At 71.6% G+C, this 20,526-nt stretch carries 20 protein-coding genes; 8 read left to right on the forward strand and 12 right to left on the reverse strand.

Annotated elements, in window-relative coordinates:
• Positions 1 to 13: 13 nt before the first annotated feature.
• The 7 genes from AC0665_RS27000 to hisD are packed head-to-tail and all read right to left on the reverse strand — an operon-like array spanning position 14 to position 4,978.
• Positions 14 to 415, reverse strand: coding sequence for a RidA family protein (locus AC0665_RS27000; RefSeq protein ID WP_468411253.1), 402 nt, complete (start codon positions 413 to 415; stop codon positions 14 to 16).
• Positions 412 to 1,137, reverse strand: a complete 726-nt coding sequence (gene priA / locus AC0665_RS27005) for a bifunctional 1-(5-phosphoribosyl)-5-((5-phosphoribosylamino)methylideneamino)imidazole-4-carboxamide isomerase/phosphoribosylanthranilate isomerase PriA (protein WP_478705943.1) — start codon at positions 1,135 to 1,137, stop codon at positions 412 to 414. The genes AC0665_RS27000 and priA overlap by 4 nt, the downstream gene beginning before the upstream one ends.
• Complete coding sequence (gene hisH / locus AC0665_RS27010; protein WP_478607436.1) at positions 1,134 to 1,775, reverse strand: imidazole glycerol phosphate synthase subunit HisH; 642 nt, start codon at positions 1,773 to 1,775, stop codon at positions 1,134 to 1,136. The genes priA and hisH overlap by 4 nt, the downstream gene beginning before the upstream one ends.
• A gap of 8 nt (positions 1,776 to 1,783) precedes the next feature.
• The gene (locus AC0665_RS27015) at positions 1,784 to 1,948 is read right to left on the reverse strand and encodes a hypothetical protein (RefSeq protein WP_184982776.1); all 165 of its coding nucleotides are present in this window, start codon (positions 1,946 to 1,948) and stop codon (positions 1,784 to 1,786) included.
• Positions 1,945 to 2,538, reverse strand: a complete 594-nt coding sequence (hisB, locus tag AC0665_RS27020; protein ID WP_020137489.1) for an imidazoleglycerol-phosphate dehydratase HisB — start codon at positions 2,536 to 2,538, stop codon at positions 1,945 to 1,947. The genes AC0665_RS27015 and hisB overlap by 4 nt, the downstream gene beginning before the upstream one ends.
• Entirely contained in the window at positions 2,535 to 3,656 is a 1,122-nt protein-coding gene (locus tag AC0665_RS27025) for a histidinol-phosphate transaminase (protein WP_478607326.1), read from the reverse strand. Before AC0665_RS27025 ends, hisB begins: the two co-directional genes overlap by 4 nt.
• Positions 3,653 to 4,978, reverse strand: a complete 1,326-nt coding sequence (gene hisD, locus AC0665_RS27030) for a histidinol dehydrogenase (protein WP_468411259.1) — start codon at positions 4,976 to 4,978, stop codon at positions 3,653 to 3,655. Before hisD ends, AC0665_RS27025 begins: the two co-directional genes overlap by 4 nt.
• A gap of 178 nt (positions 4,979 to 5,156) precedes the next feature.
• On the opposite strand from hisD, the gene AC0665_RS27035 reads away from it, so the two are divergent.
• From AC0665_RS27035 to ybaK, 4 genes are all read left to right on the forward strand, one after another.
• Positions 5,157 to 6,734 (forward strand): oxidoreductase, encoded by a 1,578-nt coding sequence (locus tag AC0665_RS27035; protein WP_478705944.1) that lies wholly within the window; start codon positions 5,157 to 5,159, stop codon positions 6,732 to 6,734.
• A gap of 121 nt (positions 6,735 to 6,855) precedes the next feature.
• Positions 6,856 to 7,887, forward strand: coding sequence for a hypothetical protein (locus tag AC0665_RS27040; protein WP_478705945.1), 1,032 nt, complete (start codon positions 6,856 to 6,858; stop codon positions 7,885 to 7,887).
• An 11-nt stretch (positions 7,888 to 7,898) separates the two neighbouring features.
• Positions 7,899 to 8,639 (forward strand): LON peptidase substrate-binding domain-containing protein, encoded by a 741-nt coding sequence (locus tag AC0665_RS27045; protein WP_468411261.1) that lies wholly within the window; start codon positions 7,899 to 7,901, stop codon positions 8,637 to 8,639.
• Between the two features lie 10 nt (positions 8,640 to 8,649).
• Positions 8,650 to 9,150, forward strand: coding sequence for a Cys-tRNA(Pro) deacylase (gene ybaK, locus AC0665_RS27050; RefSeq protein ID WP_363120098.1), 501 nt, complete (start codon positions 8,650 to 8,652; stop codon positions 9,148 to 9,150).
• A gap of 111 nt (positions 9,151 to 9,261) precedes the next feature.
• Here ybaK and AC0665_RS27055 read toward each other — a convergent pair whose 3' ends face one another.
• The 4 genes from AC0665_RS27055 to AC0665_RS27070 form a co-directional block, all read right to left on the reverse strand.
• A complete protein-coding gene (locus AC0665_RS27055) occupies positions 9,262 to 9,960 on the reverse strand; it encodes an AAA family ATPase (RefSeq protein ID WP_478705946.1) in 699 nt (232 codons plus the stop codon).
• Between the two features lie 56 nt (positions 9,961 to 10,016).
• On the reverse strand, positions 10,017 to 10,838 hold the full coding sequence (locus tag AC0665_RS27060; RefSeq protein ID WP_478705947.1) for an ABC transporter permease: 822 nt from the start codon (positions 10,836 to 10,838) through the stop codon (positions 10,017 to 10,019).
• 100 nt (positions 10,839 to 10,938) lie between these two features.
• Complete coding sequence (locus tag AC0665_RS27065) at positions 10,939 to 11,913, reverse strand: ABC transporter ATP-binding protein (RefSeq protein WP_478705948.1); 975 nt, start codon at positions 11,911 to 11,913, stop codon at positions 10,939 to 10,941.
• Positions 11,914 to 12,036: 123 nt separating this feature from the next.
• On the reverse strand, positions 12,037 to 13,248 hold the full coding sequence (locus tag AC0665_RS27070) for an NYN domain-containing protein (RefSeq protein WP_468411270.1): 1,212 nt from the start codon (positions 13,246 to 13,248) through the stop codon (positions 12,037 to 12,039).
• Between the two features lie 221 nt (positions 13,249 to 13,469).
• Here AC0665_RS27070 and AC0665_RS27075 point away from each other — a divergent pair, with 221 nt between their 5' ends.
• Complete coding sequence (locus AC0665_RS27075; protein ID WP_363120094.1) at positions 13,470 to 13,634, forward strand: hypothetical protein; 165 nt, start codon at positions 13,470 to 13,472, stop codon at positions 13,632 to 13,634.
• 107 nt (positions 13,635 to 13,741) lie between these two features.
• Here the strand turns inward: AC0665_RS27075 and dnaE are convergent, their stop codons facing one another.
• The gene (gene dnaE, locus AC0665_RS27080) at positions 13,742 to 17,281 is read right to left on the reverse strand and encodes a DNA polymerase III subunit alpha (RefSeq protein WP_366051232.1); all 3,540 of its coding nucleotides are present in this window, start codon (positions 17,279 to 17,281) and stop codon (positions 13,742 to 13,744) included.
• 217 nt (positions 17,282 to 17,498) lie between these two features.
• Here dnaE and AC0665_RS27085 point away from each other — a divergent pair, with 217 nt between their 5' ends.
• The 3 genes from AC0665_RS27085 to AC0665_RS27095 all read left to right on the forward strand — a co-directional run bounded on the left by AC0665_RS27085 (position 17,499) and on the right by AC0665_RS27095 (position 20,515).
• Entirely contained in the window at positions 17,499 to 18,839 is a 1,341-nt protein-coding gene (locus AC0665_RS27085) for a DUF2252 domain-containing protein (protein ID WP_478607340.1), read from the forward strand.
• A gap of 77 nt (positions 18,840 to 18,916) precedes the next feature.
• Complete coding sequence (locus AC0665_RS27090; protein ID WP_468637416.1) at positions 18,917 to 19,612, forward strand: hypothetical protein; 696 nt, start codon at positions 18,917 to 18,919, stop codon at positions 19,610 to 19,612.
• Positions 19,613 to 19,690: 78 nt separating this feature from the next.
• Complete coding sequence (locus AC0665_RS27095; protein WP_478705949.1) at positions 19,691 to 20,515, forward strand: thioredoxin domain-containing protein; 825 nt, start codon at positions 19,691 to 19,693, stop codon at positions 20,513 to 20,515.
• The last annotated feature ends 11 nt before the right edge of the window (positions 20,516 to 20,526 follow it).

A 20,526-nucleotide genomic window follows, 5' to 3' on the forward strand; every position in this document is an offset into this window, starting at 1 on the left:
GAATCGCGCTCCTCTAGTGTTCCGGTGAGGGTGTCCCTCTGAATGCTTCCACTTCCACCGACACCAGGACCCGGGAGTCGATGAAGCCCTGCACGACCAGCAGGGTCGTGACCGGGCGCACGGAGTCGAACAGTTCCTTGTGCGCCCGGCCCACCGCGTCGACGTCCCGGGCGTGTGCCAGGTACACCCGGGTGCGGATCACGGACTCGGGTGCCAGCCCGAACTCGCCGATGGCCTCCAGGGCGGTGGTGAAGGCCACCTTGGCCTGCTCGTACGGGTCGCCCTCGCCGTAGAGCACATCGCCCTTGAACGCGGTCGTGCCCGCGACCAGCACACGGTCGCCCGCCTCCACGGCGCGTGCAAAACCGAAGGACTCTTCCCAGGGACTTCCGCTCTGCACACGCCGCACGGTCATGACGACACAGCCTCCAGGGCTTCTTCCAGGGTGAACGCCTTTGCGTACAGCGCCTTCCCGACGATGGCCCCCTCGACACCGAGCGGGACGAGATCGGCGATGGCCCGCAGGTCGTCGAGCGAGGAGACCCCGCCGGAGGCCACGACCGGGCGGTCGGTGGCGGCGCACACGTTGCGCAGCAGTTCCAGGTTGGGGCCCTGGAGGGTGCCGTCCTTGGCGATGTCGGTGACGACGTACCGCGCGCAGCCCTCCTTGTCGAGGCGCTCCAGCGTCTCGTAGAGGTCGCCGCCGTCGCGGGTCCAGCCGCGGCCGCGCAGGGTCGTGCCGCGGACGTCGAGACCGACCGCGATCTTGTCGCCGTGCTCGGCGATGACCTTGGCGACCCACTCCGGGGTCTCCAGGGCGGCCGTGCCCAGGTTGACGCGCGTGCAGCCGGTGGCGAGGGCGGCGGCGAGGGTGTCGTCGTCGCGGATGCCGCCGGACAGCTCCACCTTGATGTCCATGGCGCCGGCGACCTCGGCGATCAGCTCGCGGTTGTCCCCCGTGCCGAACGCGGCGTCCAGGTCGACCAGGTGCAGCCACTCGGCGCCGGAGCGCTGCCAGGCCAGGGCGGCCTCCAGCGGGGAGCCGTAGGAGGTCTCCGTGCCGGACTCGCCGTGCACCAGGCGGACGGCCTGGCCGTCACGGACGTCGACGGCGGGGAGGAGTTCGAGCTTGCTCACAGTGTTCCGATCCAGTTGGTGAGGAGCTGGGCTCCGGCGTCGCCGGACTTCTCGGGGTGGAACTGCGTGGCCCACAGGGCGCCGTTCTCGACGGCCGCGACGAACGGCTTGCCGTGGGTGGACCAGGTGACCTTGGGAGCCGTCATGGCCGGGTTGTGCGTCTCCAGCGACCAGTCGTGGACGGCGTAGGAGTGCACGAAGTAGAAGCGGGCGTCCGCGTCCAGGCCGGCGAACAGCTGCGAGCCGGGCGCCGCCTCGACGGTGTTCCAGCCCATGTGGGGTACGACCTCGGCCTGGAGCGGCTCGACCGAGCCGGGCCACTCGTCGAGGCCGTCGCTCTCCACGCCGTGTTCGATGCCGCGCGCGAAGAGGATCTGCATGCCGACGCAGATGCCCATGACCGGGCGTCCGCCGGAGAGCCGGCGGTCGATGATCCAGTCGCCGCGCGCCTCGCGCAGGCCCGTCATGCAGGAGGCGAAGGCGCCGACGCCGGGCACCAGCAGGCCGTCGGCGTTCAGGGCCTTGTCGTAGTCACGCGTGATCTCCACGTCGGCCCCGGCGCGGGCCAGGGCACGCTCGGCGGAACGGACGTTGCCGAAGCCGTAGTCGAAGACGACGACCTTCTTCCGGGTCCTCAGGGGGCCGCTCAATTCCACACCTCCAGCCTCACCACACCGGCCGCCAGGCACATCGCGGCGCCGATGGACAGCAGCACGATCAGGCCCTTGGGCATCTTCTGCTTGACGAAGGAGTAGATGCCGCCGGCGAGGAACAGGCCGACGACGATCAGCAGGGTCGAGATGCCGTTCACAGGGCGCCCTTCGTGGAGGGGAGGATGCCGGCCGCGCGCGGGTCGCGCTCGGAGGCGTAACGCAGGGCCCGGGCGAGCGCCTTGAACTGGCACTCCACGATGTGGTGCGCGTTGCGCCCGTAGGGCACGTGCACGTGCAGGGCGATCTGCGCCTGGGCCACGAAGGACTCCAGGATGTGCCGGGTCATGGTGGTGTCGTACTCGCCGATCATCGGCGCCATCTTCTCGGGCTCGGTGTGCACGAGGTAGGGGCGGCCGGACAGGTCGACGGTGACCTGGGCGAGGGACTCGTCCAGCGGGACCGTGCAGTTGCCGAAGCGGTAGATGCCGACCTTGTCGCCGAGGGCCTGCTTGAAGGCGGCGCCGAGGGCGAGGGCGGTGTCCTCGATGGTGTGGTGCGAGTCGATGTGCAGATCGCCCTCGGTCTTCACGGTCAGGTCGAACAGACCGTGCCGGCCGAGCTGGTCGAGCATGTGGTCGTAGAAGCCGACGCCTGTCGACACGTCGACCTTCCCGGACCCGTCGAGGTCGATCTCGACGAGCACCGAGGTCTCCTTGGTGACTCGCTCCACGCGTCCCACGCGGCTCATGTGCTCTGCTCCTTCTTCAGTTCACGGACCGCGTCGAGGAACGCGTCGTTCTCTTCGGGGGTTCCGGCGGACACCCGCAGCCATCCGGGGATGCCGTTGTCCCGGACGAGGACGCCCCGGTCGAGGATCTTCCGCCAGGCCGCGTGCGCGCCGCCCTCGCCGTCGAATCGCCCGAACTGCACGAAGTTGGCGTCGGACTCGACGACCTCGTAGCCGGTCGCGCGCAGCTCGGCGACCAGGCGGTCGCGCTCGGCCTTGAGCTGCTCGACGTAGCCGAGCAGCGTGGCGGTGTGCTCCAGGGCGGCCAGGGCGGTCGCCTGGGTGACGGCCGACAGGTGGTACGGCAGCCGCACGAGCTGCACGGCGTCCACGACGGCCGGGTGGGCGGCGAGGTAGCCCAGGCGCAGGCCCGCCGCGCCGAACGCCTTCGACATGGTGCGGGAGATGACGAGGTGCGGGCGGCCGTCGAGCAGCGGCAGCAGCGAGTCGCCGTGGCTGAACTCGACGTACGCCTCGTCCACGATCACCATCGACGGCTTCGCCGCCTGCGCGGCCTCGTACAGCGCGAGGACCGTCTCGCGCGGGACCGCGTTGCCGGTGGGGTTGTTGGGCGTGGTGACGAAGACGACGTCCGGCTGGTGCTCGGCGATCGCCTTCTCGGCGGCGGGCAGGTCGATCGTGAAGTCCTCGCCGCGCGGCCCGGAGATCCAGCCCGTGCCCGTGCCGCGCGCGATCAGCGCGTGCATCGAGTAGGACGGCTCGAAGCCGAGCGCGGTGCGGCCCGGCCCGCCGAAGGTCTGGAGCAGCTGCTGGATGACCTCGTTGGAGCCGTTGGCCGCCCAGACGTTGGCCACGCCGACCTCGAGCCCGCCGGTGTCGGTCAGGTACTCGGCCAGCCGGGTGCGCAGCTCGACGGCGTCCCGGTCGGGGTAGCGGTTGAGGTGCTTGGCCGCCTCGCGGACCCGCTCGGCGATGCGTTCGACCAGTTCCTCGGGCAGCGGGTAGGGGTTCTCGTTGGTGTTGAGCCGTACGGGGACGTCCAGCTGGGGCGCGCCGTAAGGGGACTTGCCGCGCAGCTCGTCCCGTACGGGGAGATCGTCGATGCGTACGTCGCTCACTTGCCCTGGGGAACCTTCCAGTCGAACCTCGCCTTGATCGCCGCGCCGTGGGCCGGCAGATCCTCCGCCTCGGCCAGGGTCACCACGTGGTGGGCGACGTCGGCCAAGGCGTCCTTCGTGTAGTCGACGATGTGGATGCCGCGCAGGAAGGACTGCACGGACAGGCCGGAGGAGTGGCAGGCGCAGCCGCCGGTGGGCAGCACGTGGTTGGAGCCGGCCGCGTAGTCGCCGAGGGAGACCGGGGCCCAGGGGCCGACGAAGATCGCGCCGGCGTTCCTGACGCGGTCGGCCACGGCGGCGGCGTCGGCCGTCTGGATCTCCAGGTGCTCGGCGCCGTAGGCGTCGACCACCTTCAGGCCCTCCTCGAGGCCGTCGACCAGCACGATCGCGGACTGCCTGCCCGACAGAGCCGGGACGATCCGGTCCTCGACGTGCCGGGTGGCGGCGACCTGCGGCTCCAGCTCCTTCTCGACGGCGTCGGCGAGCTCGACGGAGTCGGTGACCAGGACGGCGGCGGCGAGCGGGTCGTGCTCGGCCTGGCTGATCAGGTCGGAGGCGATGTGCACGGGGTCGGCCGTGTCGTCGGCGAGGACCGCGATCTCGGTCGGGCCGGCCTCGGCGTCGATGCCGATCCTGCCGGTGAAGTAGCGCTTGGCGGCGGCGACCCAGATGTTGCCGGGGCCGGTGACCATGTTCGCGGGCGGGCAGGACTCGGTGCCGTGGGCGAACATCGCGACGGCGGTGGCACCGCCGGCCGCGTAGACCTCGTCGACGCCGAGCAGGGCGCAGGCGGCGAGGATGGTCGGGTGCGGCAGGCCGCCGAAGTCGGCCTGGGCGGGCGAGGCGAGCGCGATCGACTCGACGCCGGCCTCCTGCGCGGGCACCACGTTCATGATCACGGAGGACGGGTACACCGACCGGCCGCCGGGCGCGTAGAGGCCGACGCGGTCGACCGGAACCCACTTCTCGGTCACGCTGCCGCCGGGCACGACCTGCGTGGTGTGCGGGGAGCGGCGCTGCTCGCGGTGGACGGCGCGGGCGCGGCGGATCGACTCCTCCAGGGCCGCGCGCACGGCCGGGTCGAGCTCCTCCAGGGCGCGCTTCAGCGCGGCGGCCGGGACGCGCACCTGGTCCAGCCTGACCCCGTCGAACCGCTCGGCGGCGTCGATCAGCGCCGCGTCGCCCCGATGATGCACGTCCTCGCAGATCGGACGCACCTTCTCCAGGGCGGCCGCTACGTCGAAGTCGGCTCGGGGCAGCAGGTCACGCAGGGCGGGGCCCTCGGGAAGGGCGTCGCCGCGCAGATCGATTCGGGAGATCACGTGCTCAATTCTCTCAGACCCGGGTGAGGCGCCGTCCGCGCGTATCAATGGCTGATACAGAGTGTCGCGGCGCCCCGGAGGATCCCCTTCACCCGCTGCTTTCGGGGCGTCACACAACGGGCATGAACGGTTGTACGAAGGAACCAACCGGCGAGTACCCGGGGCGGAGGGAACGACTGTGACCGAGGGGGCCGGCGTCCGTGCCGGGGAGCTGCCCGACGACCTGACCGCGGCCGAGGCCGGGATGTGGCAGGCGTTCCGCAATGGCACCGTGTACGACCTGAGCTGCGGCGACGCCGTGGCGGACGATCCGCACGGCGGCGGGCCCTGGGGCGCGGAGCGGACCGTCCGCGCCCGGATCGTGTGCTGGCTGCTCCTGGACGGCCCGCCCGCGCTGGCCGGCCGCGTGTCCGCGCTGAAGCTGGTCGGTGTGCAGGTCAGCGGCTCGCTGGACCTCGCGGGCGGCACAGTGGTGCCGTACGTCGAGATGCGCCGCTGCCGGTTCGAGCAGGACGTGCTGCTGCCGGAGGCCCGCTTCACGACCCTGCGGATGGTGGACTGCTCGGTGCCCCGGCTGGAGGCGGCCCGGGTGCACACCGAGGGCGATCTGCATCTGCCGCGCTGCCGCTTCCACCACGGCATCCGGCTCACGGACGCGCAGATCGGCACGGACCTGATGCTCAACCAGGCGATCGTGCACCGCGACCGCAGCGGCCGGTCGATCGCCGCGGACGGCCTCACCGTCGGCCAGGACGTACAGGCCGAGCTGCTGGAGTCGCACGGCGAGCTGAGCCTGCGCGCGGCCACCGTCGGCGTCTCCCTGAGCCTGCGCGGCGCCCGCCTGGCCAACCCGTACGCGCGGCTCGCGCTGAACGCCCCGCAGCTGACCGTGGAGCGCAGCCTCTACCTCACCCCGGCGGGGATCGGCGCCCACGCCATGAGCGGGATGACCCCGGCGGAGGGGACACTGATCCAGCGGTTCGCGTGCGAGGGCGGGATCCGGCTGGACGACGGCCGGTTCGGCGACGCCGTCGACTTCGAGCAGGCCCGCTTCACCCTCACCGACGACCAGGAGCTGTCGCTGCGGCGGGTGCAGACACCGGAGCTGCGCTTCCTCGGTGAGCAGCCGCTGCGCGGGCGGGTGGTGCTCTCGGGGGCGAAGATCGTCAACCTGATGGACCGGGCGGACGCCTGGCCGGGCCCGGGGCGGCTGCACATGGGCGGCTTCGCCTACGAGTTCCTCGTGCCGCGCGGGCCGTTCCCGCTGGCCGAGCGGCTGGACTGGGTGGCGGCGGCGACCGCCGAGTACAACCCGGAGCCGTACGAGCGGCTCGCGGCCGTGCTGCGGGCCGGCGGGGAGGACGAGGACGCCCGGGAGGTGCTGCTCGCCAAGCAGCGCCGGCATCGCGAGAGCCTGCCGATGGCGGCCAAGCTGTGGGGCTACGCGCAGGACTGGACGGTGGCCTACGGGTACCGGCCGGGTCGGGCGGCGGTCTGGATGGCGGCGCTGTGGGCGGCGGGTTCGTTCGCCTTCGCACAGGCCGGCAGTCCGCCGATGAAGCGGGGCGAGCATCCGGAGTGGAGCCCCGCGCTGTTCACCCTCGATCTGCTGCTGCCGGTCATCGACCTCGGCCAGGTGGGGTCCTGGCAGCTGCGGGGGGCCTGGCAGTGGCTGGCGACGGGGCTGATCCTGCTGGGCTGGGTCCTGGCGACGACGGTGGCGGCGGGGGCGACACGGCTGCTGCGGCGCAACTGATGATGCTGCTGTGACCGAAGTTGTTGAACTGTCACGGCTTTACGCTCTCTTGACCATCGGACGTACAACTTTCCGCAGGTTCGATGAACAGTCTGGCGCCGCGATGACCAGCCGACTTTCAATGGACGGCACCATGGCAATGCAGCTCCCCTTCATCCGCCCGAGCCGGATGACAAGGACGTCCCCCCACCCCGCCGGCGAGCCGTGCGCCGACGACGAGGTGCTGCTCGACGCGCCCGACGCCCGGCTGAGCCCGGCGCTGGTCGCCGCCGCCCGGGACGACCACGGCCCGGCCGCCGCGCTGCTCCTGACCACCCGCGTGGCCTCGGAGTGGGAGCGGCGCGACCGGTACGTGACCCGGCTGGCCGCCTTCGCGCGCTCACGCCCCGAGTGGCTGGACGCCTGGCTCGCCACCGCCCCGCAGGACCCCGACGCGCTGCTGGTCGGGGCCCAGCTGGCGGTGGACCGCGCCTGGCGGTCACCGGCCCGGGCCGAGCTGCTGCGCGAGGTCAGCCCGTTGATCACCGCCGCGGCCCGGGGCGACCAGCGGGACCCGGTCCCGTGGCGGCTCGCGCTCGACCACGCCCGGGGCGCCCAGGCCGGGCACACCTACTTCGAGGAGCTGTGGGAAGCCGCCGTACGCCGTGCCCCGCACCACTACGGCTGTCATGTGGCGGCCCTGCGCTACCTGGCCACCTACTGGCACGGCTCGCACCACGAGTGCTTCGACTTCGCCGACCGGGCCGCGCAGGACGCTCCCGCCGACGCGCTCGTCCAGGCCCTCCCGCTGCGGGCGGCGTTCGGCTACCTCGTCGACGGCTGCGGGCCCGAGGTGCCGCGCGAGCGGCTGGACGCGGCAGCCGACCGGGCGATCGCGCTGTCCCCGCGGCTGCCGGCGTCCGACCCCTGGCCGGCCCGGATGCGGAACCTGCTGATCTTCGTCCTGGTGCGCCTGGAGCGCTGGCGGGACGCGAGCGAACAGCTGCGCCTGAACGGCCCGTACGCCACCTCCTTCCCCTGGGACCAGGTGTCGGACGACCCGCTCGGGCACTTCCTGCGGGTACGCGACGACGTCCGGGCCGCGCAGGCCTCGGAGCCGTCCTGGCATCCACGGAGTGAACGGGGCGGACGAGTCCGTCCCAGCGACCATTAGGCTTTTGCGTCGTGACCACCGTCCGGCTCCCCCTCTTCCCCCTGAACTCGGTGTTGTTCCCGGGGCTCGTGCTCCCGCTCAGCGTCTTCGAGGAGCGGTATCGCGCCATGATGCGCGAGCTGCTGAAGACACCGGAGGACGAACCGCGCCGGTTCGCCGTCGTGGCGATCCGCGACGGCCACGAGGTGGCCCCGAGCGCGCCCGGCATGCCCGACCCGACGGCCGTCCCCGAGCAGGGCCCGACGGCCGGGTTCGGCACCGACCCGGTCAAGGCCTTCCACAAGGTGGGCTGCATCGCGGACGCGGCGACGATCCGGGAGCGCACCGACGGCTCCTTCGAGGTGCTGGCGACCGGCACCACCCGGGTGCGGCTGCGGTCGGTCGAGGCGTCCGGGCCCTTCCTGACGGCCGAGCTCGAGCTCCTGGAGGAGGAACCGGGCGACGAGGCCGCGCCACTGGCCGAGGGGGTGCTGCGGTCCTTCCGCCAGTACCAGAAGCGGCTGGCCGGGGCGCGGGAACGGTCCCTGGCGACGGGGGCCGATCTGCCGGACGAGCCCGGCGTGGTGTCGTACCTCGTGGCCGCGGCGATGATGCTGGACACCCCGACCAAGCAGCGGCTGCTCCAGGCGCCCGACACCGCGTCCCGTCTGCGCGACGAGCTGAAACTCCTTCGCTCCGAGACGGCGATCATCCGTAATCTGCCGTCGTTGCCGGCGTCGGAGCTGACGCGCGGCCCGATGAGCCTCAACTGAGCGGATCGGCATGGCGAAGAAGTCGAAGAAGCAGCAGCAGACGGGCGGCACCCCCGCGACGGTCGCCCTCACGGCGGCGGGCACGGCGTACACGGTCCACGCCTACGACCACGACCCCGCGCACCCCTCCTACGGCGAGGAGGCGGCCGAGGCGATGGGCGTCTCCCCCGACCGCGTCTTCAAGACCCTGGTCGCGGACGTCGACGGCGCCCTCACGGTCGCGGTGGTCCCGGTTGCGGGCCAGCTGGACCTGAAGGCCCTGGCGGCGGCGGTCGGCGGCAAGCGCGCCACGATGGCCGACCCGACCCTGGCGGAACGCACGACGGGCTATGTCCGCGGCGGCATCTCGCCCCTCGGCCAGCGCAGGAAACTGCCGACGGTCCTCGACGCCTCGGCTTCGGCCCACCCGACGATCTGCGTCTCGGCGGGCCGGAGGGGCCTGGAGGTGGAACTCGCCCCGGAAGACCTGCGACAGCTGACGCAGGCGATCCTGGCCCCGATCGGCCGCTGACGCCGGAAGGCCCCGCCCCGCCCCGGCCGGCCGTTCGGGGCGGACCGCCCGGAGCACGACGCCGGGGAGCTCCTCGCCCCTCGGCGGACAACGGACTCTGTCTGCTCGGCCCTACCGGCTTTCGGCCGAGGGCGACTTCGCATAAGGGTCCGTGGCGAAATCCGGCTCCGGGTCGCGGGGGCCGAACAGCGCCATGAGACCGAGGTGCAGGACCAGCGCGGCCAGCGGCCAGGCCAGCAGCGCCCCCTTCGCGCCCAGCTTCAGCGGCGCGGAGAAGGTCACCCCCCGGCCGACCTCCCGGGCGTGCGCGATCACGTCCTGCTCCGGGCCGAGCCACACCCCGACCCGCCAGGCGAGCAGCGAGCCGAGCAGCCCGCCGAGGGCCAGCCCCACCACCAGAGGCACACCCCCGCGCCGCCGCAGCAGGAAGACCACCAGCGCGCTCACGGCCCCGAACGCCAGTCCGAGCAGCGTGAACGTGCCGTCGACCCCGATGGCCTGCTCGCCCTCGGTGTCCTTGAGGTAGACGACCCAGCTCTTCTCCACCACGTCACCGACCAGCGGCACGTGCGGCGCGAGCCACCACCACAGCACTCCGAGCAGCACCCCGCCGAGCGCCACGGCCACCGCGATCACGGCGGCCTCCCGCAGTTCCGTCTTCATCCCGGGGCCGTCCTGCCCGTACCAGCCGTGCCCGGCGTACTCGGCGTGCTGGGCCCCGGGAGCCTGCGGCCCGGCGCCCGGCGGCTGCCACGGCCCCTGTGCGGAATGCTCGTGCGGCGGTGGTGGCGGAGTCAGTGGTGCGGTCACCCTGCCATCGTGCCAGGCCCGCCTGTGCGCCGCGTCACCGGACGACCGCTCCCCGCTCAACGGACGGCCGCCCGCCGGTACGCCCAGGTCGCCACGGCCAGCGAGACGACGCCGACGGCCCCGCACACGGCGAGGTCACCGAGGACGAAGGCCCAGTCCGGGTGCGGCCCGAACGTCCGCGCGAAGGCCTCCACGCCGTACGTCGACGGCAGCAGGTCCCGCGCGAAGCGCACGATGCCCGGCATCCGGTCCGCCGGCAGCACGCCCAGCAGCAGCGCCGCCGACATGCCCAGCTGCCCGAGCAGCGTGGCGAGTTCCGGGCGGGGCGCCAGCAGCCCCAGCGCCGCGCCGAGCCCGGCGAGCGCGGCACCGGCGAGCGGGATCACGGCCAGGAGGATCCACAGATGGGCCATCGGCAGCCCGAACAGCACACAGCCGAACACCGCCGTCACGACGGTCCCGGGCACCGTGAACGAGGCGTACGCGCCCGCCGCGCCCAGCACCACGGCCGCCGGCGGCACGGGCAGCGTCGCGTAGTGGTCGAGTCCGCCGCTGGCCCGCAGCTGCCCGAAGTACTGCGCGAGCAGGTTCAGCGCGACGAAGGCGACCACCAGGACCGAGGATCCGGCGACGACGGCCTGCGCCTCCGCCCCGTCGTCCACGACCCCGCGCATCAGGATCATGATCCCGACCGACTGGAAGGTCGCCACGAACAGCAGCGGGATCCGCGCCACCCGCGCCCGGGACAGCTGCGCCCGGTACACGGCCGCCAGCGAGGGCCACAGCCGCGCCCGTGGTCCGAGCTCGGCCGCGCACGCGGCGGGCTCCTCCGCGGCCAGGGCACTGCCCGGCAGGACATCGGCGGGTACGACACTCACGTCGCGCTGCTCCCCTTCGCTCGGGTCCACTGCGGCAGTCGCCTGTTCGGTACGGATACGGCGGCCGGTGTGCTCACGGCCCGCGCGCCCTGCGCCTCGCTCACACCTTCACCAGCCCCTGCTCCGCGGCACCGCCGAGGGCCAGGTAGACGTCCTCCAGGCTCGGCGTGGTCAGCGTGAAGTCGTCCAGGGCGGCGAAGGCGGCCCCGCCGGTGACGGTCGCCACGACCGCCCGGGCCTCCTCGGGCCCGAGCCGCAGCGTCCAGCGGCGGCCCGACTCCGCGGCACGGTCCCGCAGCGCGGCGACCTCCGGCACGTGCAGCGGAGCAGCGTCCCGCCACACCAGGTCCACGCGCACCTCCCCGGCGACCCGCTCCTTGAGTCCGGCGGGGGTGTCGCAGGCGATCACCCGCCCCCGGTCCAGGACCGCCACCCGGTCCAGCACGGTCTCGGCCTCGATGACGTTGTGGGTGACCAGCAGCACGGTCGTCCCGCGCTCGGCCCTCCGCCGGTCGACGGCGGACCACACGGCCCGGCGCGCGACCGGGTCCATGCCGGTGGTCGGCTCGTCCAGCACGAGCAGCGGCCGCTCCCCCACCAGGGCAGCGGCGAAGCAGGCCAGGCGCCGCTGGCCCCCGGAGAGCTTCTTCAGCGGCCGTCCGGCGAGCGGGGTGAGGCCCAGCTCGTCCAGGACGGCGTCCCGCTCGGCCCGCGCCTGCCGGGCGTCCAGCCCGCGCAGCCGCCCGGTGGTCTCGGCGGCGAGGGAGACGGTCAGCTCGTCGAGGGCGGTCGACTCCTGCCCGAGGTAGGCGAGCAGGCGCGAGGCCCGTTCGGGGTGGCGCACGATGTCGTGCCCGAGGATCCGCACGCCGCCGCGGTCGGGCCGCATCAGCCCGGTCAGCTGGCGGACGAGCGTGGACTTGCCGGCGCCGTTCGGACCGAGCAGGCCGAAGATCTCACCGCGGCGGATGTCGACCGTCACGTCGTCCGTCGCCCGGACCTCGGGGGTGGCGGGGGCGCCGCGCCGGCCCCGTACCGCCGGATAGGTCTTGGTCAGCCCGCGCACCGCGCACACGACGTCACCATCGTGCCGAAATGCCTGTGCCGCGCGCTTACTCACAAGGGACGAGACTACGGGGTCGGCGACCCCGCTCCGCTCTCGGGTCGGTCCATAACGGGAAATCCGCCGGCAAAGAACTCAGGCCTCGACGGGCGGGTGCTCCACGCCCGTGCGCACGCTGATCTCCCGCCAGAAGCCGGCCCGGATGGCGTACCGGTCCTGCTCGTCGATCTGGTCGTCCTTGTGGGCGAGCAGGCCGAAGCGGGCGGCGTAGCGCAGCAGCTCCCCGTCGACGCGGTGCGGGACGCGCGGGTACATCCCGGACAGTTTCTGCAGGTGGTGCTGGTCGCCGAGGCGCTCCACCCAGCGCCGGGCGAAGACCTGGCCCACCTCGAAGGGGTCGCCGCCGACGGTGGTGATGTCCTCCTCGCGGTCGGCCCAGCGCTGCTCGGCCGTGGTCAGCTGGGCGAGTGTCGGCATCGAGGCGGCTTCGGGGGGCTCGGCCGCGGGCCGGTCGACCCAGCCCTTGTCGGAGGACCACCGGAGGGTGGCGGAGGCGGGGGGCTGGGGGGGCTGGGGGCCGGGGGCGCGCAGGGCGGCGAGGTCTTTGGGCGTGGGGACGCCCTTGGCGGCGGGCAGCCGCTCCTCGGTGCCGTTGGCCCCGGCCGCGGCCGCCGGGTGGCGGGGCTGCGGGGCGGGCCGTTCGGTCGCGGTGCCGAGCGCGGACTCGGGCAGCGGCGCGGACAGGATGGCGGCGATCTCCGGCCGGGGCGCGGGCTGCGGCGCGCACGCCCCGGTGTGGTCCTTGGCGCGCACGGCCCGGGTGATCCACGTGCGGTCCAGCACGCGGCGCTCGTCGGCCTCGGCGACCAGGTCCTCGGACTGGTTGTAGTCGCCGTCGGCGGCTTGGACGGCCCACAGGTGGACGGCGACGCCGTGCTCCTTGGCGGCCATCATGCCGGGCAGCAGATCGCCGTCGCCGGTGACGAGGACGACGTCGGAGCAGGCGCGGTTGCGGGCCAGCTCGGTGAGCTCGGCGTGCATGGCGGCGTCCACGCCCTTCTGCGCCCAGCGGCCGTCGCTGCGGGTCAGCGCGCCGAGCCGGACGGTGACCCGGGGCATCACGCGCAGCCGGCGGTGCTCGGGTTGCGGGACGCGGTCGGGGGCGCCGTCGAACCAGTAGATGCGCAGCAGCGGCTGCTGTGTATCGGATTCGGCACGCTCACGCAGCCCCTGGATGAGGGCGGTGTGGTCGACGGTGATGCGGGACCGTGAGGGCTCCCCGGCGAGGAGACTCGCCGCGGCTCCCAGCAGATACCCAGCGTCCACCAGGACGATGCAGCGGTCCACGCGACTCACCCTCTTCCCAGGAGGTTTGCTTCGGGCTTGCTTCGAGTCTGCCCGACGGCGCGGAGGTTAACGGCCCGAACTCGATCTTCGGCGTGGCGTTTCGGCGCCCGTCCTTCCGACCACCCCTGTCACGCACGGTAATTGTCCGACATGCGATCGTTGTCGGGCTGTGTGAATCTGGTCCCGGCCCTGGCCCCTAGTCCCCCACAGGAGGCATCACCATGGCCAAGAACAAGAACCGTGACCGCAAGCAGCAGCGCCCGACCGAGCGTGGCCAGCGGGCGGACCGCAGCCCCGCCTCGCAGACGGAGCCCCAGCCCGAGGTCGAGTTGACCCCCGGCGAGATGACGTCCACCAAGCGAAAGCGCAGCTTCGGCCACAACTGACGCGTCGGTGACCGGTCGTTGAGCCCGGCACACACGCACGAGGGGCGTACCCGGTGACGGGTACGCCCCTCGAGTGCGTCGAGAGCCCTACGGGGCCGGCAGTGGTGTCACCCGGCCAGGCAGGACGGCCCGAGCAGCACCTTCAGGTCGCCGAAGAGCGCCGGGTCGGGCTTCACCCGGTGCCGGTCCAGCCGCAGCACGGTCGTCTTGGTCGGGCCCTGGAGCTTGATCCGGACCTCGCTGTCGCCCTTGTGGTGGCTGAGGACCTCCCCGAGGCGGCTGACCAGCGGCGGGGTGACCCGGGTGGCCGGGATGGTGAGGACCACGGGCGCGTTGGTGCCCGCGTTGGACAGGTCCGGCACCATCAGCTCCATCGCGACGAGCCGCGGGATGTCCTCGCGCTTGTCGAGGCGGCCCTTGACGAACACCACGGCGTCCTCGACGAGTTGGGTCGAGACGAGCTGGTAGGTCGCGGGGAAGAACATGCACTCGATCGAGCCGGCGAGGTCCTCGACGGTGGCGATGGCCCAGGCGTTGCCCTGCTTGGTCATCTTGCGCTGGAGGCCCGAGATGATGCCGCCGATGGTGACGACCGCGCCGTCGGAGTGCTCACCGCCGGTCAGCTGGGAGATACCGGCGTCGGCCTTGTCGGACAGGATGTGCTCCAGGCCGAACAGCGGGTGGTCGGAGACGTACAGACCGAGCATCTCCCGCTCCTGGGCGAGCAGATAGGTCTTGTCCCACTCGTCGGTGGAGAACTCCACGTCGAGCCCGAAGCCCGGCTCGCTGGTCTCGGCCTCGCCCATGCCGCCGAAGAGGTCGAACTGCCCCTCGGCCTCCTTGCGCTTGACCGCGACCACGTTGTCGATCATCGGCTCGTAGTGCGCGGTGAGGCCCTTGCGGGTGTGGCCCATGGCGTCGAAGGCGCCGGCCTTGATCAGCGATTCGGTGGTGCGCTTGTTGCAGACCACCGCCTCCACCTTGTCGAGGTAGTCCGGGAAGGAGACGTACTTCCCCTTGGCCTTGCGGCACCGGATGATCGACTCGACCACGTTGGTGCCGACGTTGCGGACGGCGGACAGGCCGAAGAGGATCACGTCGTCGCCCTGGGCCGCGAAGTTGGACATCGACTCGTTGACGTCCGGCGGGAGCACCTTGATGCCCATGCGGCGGCACTCGTTGAGGTAGACGGCCGACTTGTCCTTGTCGTCCTTCACGGAGGTGAGCAGCGCGGCCATGTACTCGGCGGGGTGGTTCGCCTTCAGGTACGCGGTCCAGTAGGAGACCAGTCCGTACGCGGCGGAGTGCGCCTTGTTGAACGCGTAGCCGGCGAAGGGGACCAGCACGTCCCACAGCGCCTGGATGGCCTCGTCGCTGAAGCCCTTCTTGCGGGCGCCCTCCTGGAAGAGGACGAAGTTCTTCGCCAGTTCCTCGGGCTTCTTCTTGCCCATCACGCGGCGGAGGATGTCGGCCTCGCCGAGCGAGTAGCCGGCGATGATCTGGGCGGCCTTCTGCACCTGCTCCTGGTAGACGATCAGGCCGTAGGTGACGTCCAGGACCTCCCTGAGCGGCTCCTCCAGCTCGGGGTGGATGGGCGTGATCTCCTGCTGGCCGTTCTTGCGCAGCGCGTAGTTCGTGTGGGAGTTCATGCCCATGGGGCCCGGGCGGTACAGGGCCGACACGGCGGAGATGTCTTCGAAGTTGTCCGGCTTCATCAGCCGGAGCAGGGAGCGCATGGGGCCGCCGTCGAACTGGAAGACGCCGAGGGTGTCGCCGCGCTGGAGCAGTTCGAAGGTCGTGGGGTCGTCGAGCGGGAGGCTCAGGAGATCGATGTCGATCCCCTTGTTGGACTTCACCATCTTGACGGCGTCGTCCATGATCGTCAGGTTGCGCAGGCCCAGGAAGTCCATCTTCAGCAGGCCGAGCGACTCGCAGCTCGGGTAGTCCCACTGCGTGATGGTGACCTTGTCCGTGTGCCTGACCCAGACGGGCACGTGGTCGGTGATGGTCTCGCTGGACATGATCACGCCGGCGGCGTGCACGCCCATCTGCCGGACCAGGCCCTCGACGCCCTTGGCGGTGTCGATGACCTTCTTCACGTCCGGCTCGTTCTCGTACATCGCCCGGACCTCGCCCGCCTCCGAGTAGCGGGGGTGCTCGGGGTTGGTGATGCCGTCGAGGTTGATGCCCTTGCCGAGGACGTCGGCGGGCATGGCCTTGGTGATGCGGTCGCCCATCGCGTACGGGTAGCCCAGCACGCGCGCGGAGTCCTTGATCGCGTTCTTGGCCTTGATGGTGCCGTACGTGCCGATCATGGCGACCTTGTCGGCGCCGTACTTCTCCGTCACGTAGCGGATCACCTCGACGCGCCGGCGCTCGTCGAAGTCGATGTCGACATCGGGCATGGAGATGCGCTCGGGGTTGAGGAACCGCTCGAAGATCAGGCCGTGCGGGATGGGGTCGAGGTCGGTGATGCCGAGGGCGTAGGCGACGATCGAACCGGCCGCGGAGCCTCGGCCGGGGCCGACCGCGATGCCCTGCTTCTTGGCCCACATGATGAAGTCGGCCACCACGAGGAAGTAGCCCGGGAAGCCCATCGAGATGATGGTGTCCATCTCGTACTCGACCTGCTTCATGCGGTCGTCCGGGATGCCGTCCGGGAAGCGGCGGTGCATGCCGCGCAGGGTCTCCTCGCGGAACCAGCTGACCTCGGTGTAGCCCTCGGGGATGTCGAACTTGGGCATCAGGTCGCGCTTTTGGAACATGCCCGTGGTGTCGACCATCTCGGCGATCAGACGGGTGTTGGCGCAGCCCTCCTGCCAGGCGTCCGAGGAGTCGATGGCGTACATCTCGTCCGTGGACTTCAGGTAGTAGCCGGTGCCGTCGAACTTGAAGCGGTCCGGGTCGGAGAGGTTCTTGCCGGTCTGGATGCACAGCAGCGCGTCGTGGGCGGTCGCCTCGTGCGCGTACGTGTAGTGCGAGTCGTTGGTGACCAGCGGGGGGATGCCGAGCTTCTTGCCGATCTCCAGCAGGCCGTCGCGGACCCGGTGCTCGATCTCGATGCCGTGGTCCATCAGCTCCAGGAAATAGCGGTCCTTGCCGAAGATGTCCTGGTAGTCGGCGGCGGCCTTCAGGGCCTCGTCGAAGTGGCCCAGGCGCAGCCGGGTCTGGACCTCGCCGGAGGGGCAGCCGGTGGAGGCCACGATCCCCTCCGACCACTGGGCGATGGTCTCCTTGTCCATCCGGGGCCACTTCTGCAGCCAGCCCTCGGCGTAGGCGTCGGAGGAGAGCCGGAAGAGGTTGTGCAGGCCGGTCGAGTTCACCGCCCACATCGTCTTGTGGGTGTAACCGCCGGAGCCGGAGACGTCGTCCCGCTTCTGGTGCGGCTGGCCCCACTGGATCTTGCGCTTGTTGCGCCGGGACTCGGGGGCGACATACGCCTCGATCCCGATGATCGGGGTCACTCCGGACTTCTGGGCGGTGTGGAAGAAGTCGTACGCGCCGTGGAGGTTGCCGTGGTCGGACATGGCGATGTGCGTCATGCCCATCTCGTTGCACGCGTTGAACATGTCCTTCAGCCGCGCGGCACCGTCCAGCAGCGAGTACTGGGTGTGGACGTGCAGGTGCGTGAACGGCGGCTTTGACACGGCTGCGGCCTCCAGGGGAACGACGGTCGAACGGGGTCCGGCAGGCTGCGGACAGTCCGGGGGACAGCGTCGAAGTCTATGCCTCGGCACTGACACCCGGAGGGCTGACCCGCGTACCTTCGTGCGAGGGTTCGCGGGCACTCCCGTGACCCGCCGCACGTTAGGCCTCGGGGCGGACCTGCCGCCCTGAGACGTTCGCACCAGGAGGCACCCAGCGATGTCGTTCCCGCAGCTCGACGACGAGCACCGCGGTGAGGAGATCCTCGCCGTCTTCGACACCGCCTTCGGCCAGCTGCTGGCCGCCGACCCGGCCGCTTTCCGGGTGAAGTTCCGCAAGATGGCGGCCTCGGCCTTCGCCTTCTACCGGGGGACGGCGAGCCTCTTCTACCACGATCTCACCGTGTCCGATGAGTTCGGGTCGCAGCGGGGCGGCCCCTACCTGGACGACCGGACGTCCCGGGTGTGGATCCACGGCGATCTGCACGCGGAGAACTTCGGCACGTACATGGACGCCACCGGCCGCCTGATCTTCAACGTCAACGACTTCGACGAGGCCTACGTCGGCCCCTTCACCTGGGACCTGAAGCGCTTCGCCGCCTCCATCGCGCTGATCGGCTACGCGAAGGCCCTCGGCGACGAGCAGATCAGCGAGCTGGTGCGGGTGTACGCGGGCGCGTACCGCGAGCGGATCCGCGCCCTGGCCACGGGCGCGAAGAGCGACGAGGTGCCGCCGTTCACGCTGGACACGGCCCAGGGGCCGCTGCTGGACGTGCTGCGTGACGCCCGCTCGCTGACCCGCTTCGGCCTGCTGGACTCGATGACGGAGATCCGTGACTTCGAGCGCCGTTTCGCGGCGGGCGGCGGCGCCGTCGAGCTGGACGCGGCCACGCGCTACAAGGTCCTCGCCGCCTTCGACGGCTATCTGGAGACGCTGCCCGACAGCTCGCTGACCCGCCCGGACTCCTACCGTGTGAAGGACGTCGTCGGCCGGCGCGGCATCGGCATCGGCTCGGCGGGCCTGCCCTCCTACAACATCCTGCTGGAGGGGCACAGCGACGCCCTGGAGAACGACGTCGTGATCTACATCAAGCAGGCCCAGACCCCGGCCGTCTCCCGGCACATCACGGACCAGGCGATCCGCGCGTACTTCCAGCACGAGGGGCACCGCACGGTCATCTCCCAGCGCGCCCTCCAGGCGCACGCCGACCCGTGGCTGGGCTGGACCGAGCTGGACGGGGCGGGCCAGCTGGTCGCCGAGGTCTCGCCGTACGCCGTGGACCTCGACTGGGGCGACATCGACGACGTGGAGGAGATCGCCCAGGTGGTGGCCGACCTCGGCCGGGCGACGGCCACGATGCACTCGGCGGCGGACGACCAGTCCGGGGAGTCCCTGGTGCCGTTCTCCACGGAGCGGGCCATCGACGCGGCGCTCGCGGCCGACGAGGAGGGCTTCGCGCCGCTGCTGGTCGACTTCGCGCACCGCTACGGCGCCCGCGCGCGTGCGGACCACCAGACCTTCGTCGACCTGTTCCGCAACGGAAGGATTCCGGGTCTGTAACCGGCCCGGGGCATCCGCTCACTCACAGGCATCCTTTAGGGGTCCCTTACCGGCCCCCATGACACACTCCTCTCGCTATGGACATATCCGGGATCCAGCTCAGAGCCGTACGCGCGGCGCTGTTCACGGCCGTCGTCGTGACGCTCAGCACCGCGTCGCACGTGCTGCTGTCCCGGGTCCCGCTGCCGATGGGCACGGTGGCCGCGGTCACCACCTCGGTGTTCGTGATCGCGTTCGCCCTGGCCGGCCGCGAGCGTTCCTTCGGGAGGATCGCGGCGCTGCTGATCCCGCTGGAGCTGGCCGCCGACACGGTGTTCACCACGGGGCAGCACGCCTGTTACGGCCGGGCGGGCGGCCCGGTCACCGGCCCCCTGCGCTCGGTCGGCCTGGACGTGCTCTGCGGCGGCGGCGAGGTGGGCACGCCCCTGGCCCGGATGGCCGGGGCCACCGGCACCGAACGGCTGGCGGCCGCGGTCGTCCACGCCGACCCCGCCACCGCCTGGCTGCTGCTCGGCGCCCACATCGGCGTCGGGCTCCTCGCAGCCGTCTGGCTGCGCCGCGGCGAGCGGGCCCTGGCCCAGCTGCTGCGGGCGGTGACGGCGACGACGTTCCGGCCGCTGCTGCTGGCGGCCGCCGCGGTCGCCGTGGAGCGGACCCCGGCCGGGCGGTGCCTGCCGGCCCGGGCCGCCGACCGCACGCCCACCGCGCGCGACCGGATCCTCGCGCACTCCCTGGGGCGGCGCGGACCGCCGTGCTCACCCGCCTTCGCATGAGGCGCTCTCGAGCACCGGCAGTCCCCCTCACCCAGTGCGCACCTACAGCTGTGCGCGTCCCCCACGGAGAACATCACCATGAGCAAGCGCAACAGCCAGACGGCGAAGACGGCGGCCCGTGAGCGGCTGCGCATCGAGCGCGAGCGCGAGGCCAAGCGGGCGAAGACCAAGCGGCAGGTCATCGTCGCCTGCTCCATCGTCGGCGTCCTGGCGATAGCCGGCGGCATCGGCTACGCGGTCGTCCAGGCCAACAAGCCCGACGGATGGGACGCCGCGAAGGACGCCAAGCTCGTCAAGCCGGCGAACACATCGGGCAAGGACGGCACCACGGTCGTCCTCGGCAAGGACAGCGCGAAGAAGACCCTCGTCATGTACGAGGACCCGCGCTGCCCGGCCTGCGCCGCGTTCGAGCAGGCCGTCGGCTCGACCGTCGACAAGGGCCTGGAGGACGGCAAGTACAAGATCCAGTTCGTCGGCGCGACGTTCATCGACAACAACGTGCCGGGCGTGGGCTCCAAGAACGCCCTCAGCGCGCTCGGTGCCGCCCTGAACGTCGGCCCCGAGGCGTTCCTCGAGTACAAGACCGCGCTGTACTCGACGAAGTACCACCCCTCGGAGACCGAGGACAAGTTCAAGGACGACGACTACCTGATCAAGGTGGCGAACTCGGTCGACGCCCTGAAGGACAACAAGAAGTTCCAGACGGCCGTGAAGAAGGGCACCTACGACAAGTGGGCGCTGGTCATGGGCGAGAAGTTCGACGCCGACGGCAAGAAGTACAAGTTCCAGGGCACGCCGACGCTGCTCATGGACGGCAAGAAGATCACCGGCAGCAACAGCGACGGCGCCCCGATGACGCCCCAGGACTTCACCACGGCGATCGACGCCGCGCTCAAGAAGTAGCGGGACCGCCC

The sequence above is a fragment of the Streptomyces sp. NPDC043685 genome, from assembly GCF_056436585.1.

Excerpts from the sequence above, each read along its gene's own strand:
- hisB (WP_020137489.1), bottom strand. The coding sequence starts at position 2,538 with ATGAGCCGCGTGGGACGCGTGGAGCGAGTCACCAAGGAGACCTCGGTG.
- AC0665_RS27090 (WP_468637416.1), top strand. The coding sequence starts at position 18,917 with ATGGACATATCCGGGATCCAGCTCAGAGCCGTACGCGCGGCGCTGTTC.
- AC0665_RS27095 (WP_478705949.1), top strand. The coding sequence starts at position 19,691 with ATGAGCAAGCGCAACAGCCAGACGGCGAAGACGGCGGCCCGTGAGCGG.
- AC0665_RS27075 (WP_363120094.1), top strand. The coding sequence starts at position 13,470 with ATGGCCAAGAACAAGAACCGTGACCGCAAGCAGCAGCGCCCGACCGAG.
- AC0665_RS27040 (WP_478705945.1), top strand. The coding sequence starts at position 6,856 with ATGGACGGCACCATGGCAATGCAGCTCCCCTTCATCCGCCCGAGCCGG.
- ybaK (WP_363120098.1), top strand. The coding sequence starts at position 8,650 with ATGGCGAAGAAGTCGAAGAAGCAGCAGCAGACGGGCGGCACCCCCGCG.
- AC0665_RS27000 (WP_468411253.1), bottom strand. The coding sequence starts at position 415 with ATGACCGTGCGGCGTGTGCAGAGCGGAAGTCCCTGGGAAGAGTCCTTC.
- AC0665_RS27085 (WP_478607340.1), top strand. The coding sequence starts at position 17,499 with ATGTCGTTCCCGCAGCTCGACGACGAGCACCGCGGTGAGGAGATCCTC.